Annotated in this window: 4 protein-coding genes; 3 read left to right on the forward strand and 1 reads right to left on the reverse strand. The window is 56.3% G+C overall.

The window, feature by feature from the left end; genetic code table 11:
* The first annotated feature begins 96 nt into the window (after nt 1–96).
* From BDE01S_RS09310 to BDE01S_RS09320, 3 genes are read left to right on the forward strand one after another with little or no spacing between them, the layout of a single operon-like run.
* Complete coding sequence (locus BDE01S_RS09310; protein WP_066080666.1) at nt 97–987, forward strand: ABC transporter ATP-binding protein; 891 nt, start codon at nt 97–99, stop codon at nt 985–987.
* Complete coding sequence (locus BDE01S_RS09315; RefSeq protein WP_066080653.1) at nt 984–1814, forward strand: ABC transporter permease; 831 nt, start codon at nt 984–986, stop codon at nt 1812–1814. The genes BDE01S_RS09310 and BDE01S_RS09315 overlap by 4 nt, the downstream gene beginning before the upstream one ends.
* Complete coding sequence (locus BDE01S_RS09320) at nt 1811–2308, forward strand: nitrous oxide reductase accessory protein NosL (protein ID WP_066080659.1); 498 nt, start codon at nt 1811–1813, stop codon at nt 2306–2308. The genes BDE01S_RS09315 and BDE01S_RS09320 overlap by 4 nt, the downstream gene beginning before the upstream one ends.
* 75 nt (nt 2309–2383) lie before the next feature.
* On the opposite strand, the gene folE2 is transcribed toward BDE01S_RS09320, so the two are convergent.
* Nucleotides 2384–3157 carry a GTP cyclohydrolase FolE2 gene (folE2, locus tag BDE01S_RS09325; RefSeq protein WP_066080663.1) on the reverse strand — a complete coding sequence of 258 codons (774 nt, stop codon included), beginning with the start codon at nt 3155–3157 and terminating at the stop codon, nt 2384–2386.
* Nucleotides 3158–3252: the final 95 nt, after the last annotated feature.

Raw genomic sequence — 3252 nt, forward strand, 5'->3', positions numbered from 1 at the left:
CGACTATATCTCATTCTGCGAATGAGCGACGGGCAGGGACGCCCGTCCTACAAAATATGCCGTCTGAAAAAACAAAATCAAACCAAAGGAATCCGCATGACCAATCATGTCGAATTACGCAACGTCACCAAGCGTTTCGGCGAACAGAAAGCCGTCAACCAAGTTGATTTGGTGTTGAAAGCCGGCGAAAGCGTGGGCTTGGCCGGGCACAACGGCGCCGGCAAATCCACCGTGATGAAGCTGATACTCGGGCTGATTACGCCGTCTGAAGGCGAAGTCATGCTGCTGGGCGAGCGCACCGGCAGCAAAGCGGGCGCGGATTTACGCGCGCAAATCGGCTATCTGCCCGAAACCGTCGCGCTGCATCCCTCGCTGACCGGTTTGGAAACCATGGCGTTTTATGCCAAGCTGAAAAAGCAGCCGCTTAACCGCAATCAGGAGCTGCTCGAGCGCGTCGGCATTTCCCAGGCCGCCCGCCGCCGCGTGGGCACTTATTCAAAAGGCATGCGCCAGCGTCTCGCCTTGGCGCAGGCTTTATTGGGCGAACCGAAAGTTTTGCTGTTTGACGAGCCGACCACCGGCCTCGATCCCGCCTCTAGGCAGATGTTTTACGAAGTGGTGCGCGAACTCAACGGCAAGGGCGCTACCGTATTATTGAGCACCCACGCGTTGGCGGAATTGGACGGCCACGCCGACCGCATCGTGGTGATGAAAAACGGCGTCAAAGTGGCCGACGGCAGCATGGACGAATTGCATGTACAAAGCGGCCTGCCGCTGAAAGTGACCGTGCGCTTGAAAAATACCCGCCCCCTGTCGGCGCGTTGGCAGCATTCAGACGGCCTCACTTATCAAGCGGCATGCAAAGCGGAAGAACGCATGACGCTCTTGGCCGAACTGGGCGATTTGTCGCAGCTTGATTTTCTCGACATCCACACGCCGACCTTGGACGATATGTATGCACAATTCTTAAAAAGGGAGGATGTATGAGTCCGATTTGGATTCTGACCGGCAAAGAAGTGCGCGACAGCCTGCGTAACCGTTGGGTATTGGCCGCCGCCTTGCTGCTGGCGGCATTGGCCTTGTCGCTCGGATTTTTGGGCAGCTCGCCCACCGGATCCGTGAAAGTCGATCCGCTTACCGTAACCGTGGTCAGCCTCTCCAGCCTGTCGATTTTCCTGATTCCGCTGATTGCCATGCTGCTCGCCTACGACGCATTAATCGGCGAAATCGAACGCGGCACGATGGCCCTGCTGCTCAGCTATCCCGTGTCGCGCAATCAGATTTTGGCCGGAAAATTCATCGGCCACTTGATTATTCTGACTTTGGCTACAACTGCCGGTTACGGCCTGGCCGGTATCGCTTTGCAGCTGGCGCACGGCGGCATCGACATCGCCGCGTGGCAGCCGTTTCTGCTGCTGATTGCCGCCAGCGTGGTGCTGGGTGCGGCGTTTCTGGCGATGGGCTATCTGATTAGTGCCAAAGTTAAAGAGCGCGGCACGGCGGCGGGAATCGCCATCGGCGTATGGCTGTTTTTCGTGGTGATTTTCGATATGGCGCTGCTCGGCATCTTGGTGGCCGACACGCAGCAGCAGATTACCGCGCCCGTGGTCGAAGCCGTATTATTACTGAACCCCACCGACATCTACCGCCTGCTCAACCTGACCGGCTACGAAAATACCGCCATGTACGCGGGTATGGCCGGCCTGAGCGGGCAGCTGGATTTGGGCATGCCAGTATTGCTGGCCGCCCAAGCATTATGGGTGCTTGTGCCGCTTGCGCTGGCTGCCCGGATTTTTGGAAAGCGACAAATATGAACAATACATTGAAAGCCCTGGCCGCCGCGCTGCTGCTGGCCGCCTGCGGCGCAAAAGAAAGCAGCACCCCGCCGCCCGCCCCGCAGCCGATTACCGAGCAGGCCGTCGGCCATTACTGCACCATGAATCTGGCGGAGCATAACGGCCCCAAAGCCCAGATTTTCTTAAACGGCAAACCCGACAAGCCGGTGTGGTTTTCCACCATCAAGCAGATGTTCGGCTACACCAAGCTGCCGGAAGAACCTAAAGGCATCAATATCATTTATGTGACCGACATGGGAAAAGTGGCCGACTGGAACACGCCCAATGCGGATAACGCGTGGATTGACGCCAAAAAAGCCTATTATGTGATTGAAACCGGCTTCGTCGGCGGCATGGGTTCGGAAGACGCGCTGCCCTTTGCGGATAAAGCTCAAGCCGAACAGTTTGCCAAAGAAAAAGGCGGCAAAGTCGTCGGTTTCGATGAGATGCCCGAAGCGTATATTTTCAAATAACCGGTTTGTTTAATAAAAAAGCCGTCTGAAAAATCGAGGATTTTCAGACGGCTTTTCTACATTCTATACAACCATTTAAGGATAAGCAATATAGGCGTAGGCGGAGTGGTTGTGGATGGATTCGAAGTTTTCGCTTTCGACGGTGAAGCTGTCGATGCGTTTGTCGGCCATCAGGGCGGTGGCGACGTCGCGCACCATGTCTTCGACGAATTTGGGGTTTTCGTAGGCTTTTTCGGTAACGTATTTTTCGTCGGGGCGTTTGAGTAGGCCGTAGAGTTGGCAGCTGGCTTGGTTTTCCACGCAGTCGATGATTTCTTCGATGCCGACTTCTTCGTTAACGGTCAGGGTAACGGTAACGTGGGAGCGTTGGTTGTGTGCGCCGTAGGCGGAGATTTCTTTGGAGCAGGGGCAGAGGCTGGTTACGGGTACCATGACTTTGACGGTGTGGCGGTATGCGCCGTCTGCCAGCTCGCCGCTCAGGGTCACGTCGTAATCGAGCAGGGATTGGATGCCGGATACGGGGGCGGTTTTTTTGCGGAAAAACGGGAAGGCGGCGGTGATTTTGCCGGCGCGTGATTCCAGCAGGGTGACCATGTCGCGGGTGAGTTTTTGCAGGTGGCCGAAGCTGAGGGCTTCGGTGTCTTGCTCCATCAGGGCGACGAAGCGCGACATGTGCGTGCCTTTTTGCTCGGCGGGCAGGTAAACGGTCATGGTCAGGCGGGCGACGGTGGATTGTTCGCCGTCGTCGCTGCGTAGGGTGATGGGGAAGCGCAGGTCTTTGATGCCGACTTGGTTAATCGGCAGGTTGCGTAAGTCGCGGGTCGATTGCACGTCTGCAATGGCGTTCATGCGGGTTTCCTTAGAGATTGAGCAGATAAGTTCGCTATGTGTGTGTTGGGGCGGCCTTGGTGGCCGTCTGAAAATATAGTCGGAGAACTTAATTT

Origin of the sequence: Bergeriella denitrificans NBRC 102155 (assembly GCF_001592185.1) — a bacterium.
Lineage (GTDB): Bacteria > Pseudomonadota > Gammaproteobacteria > Burkholderiales > Neisseriaceae > Neisseria > Neisseria denitrificans.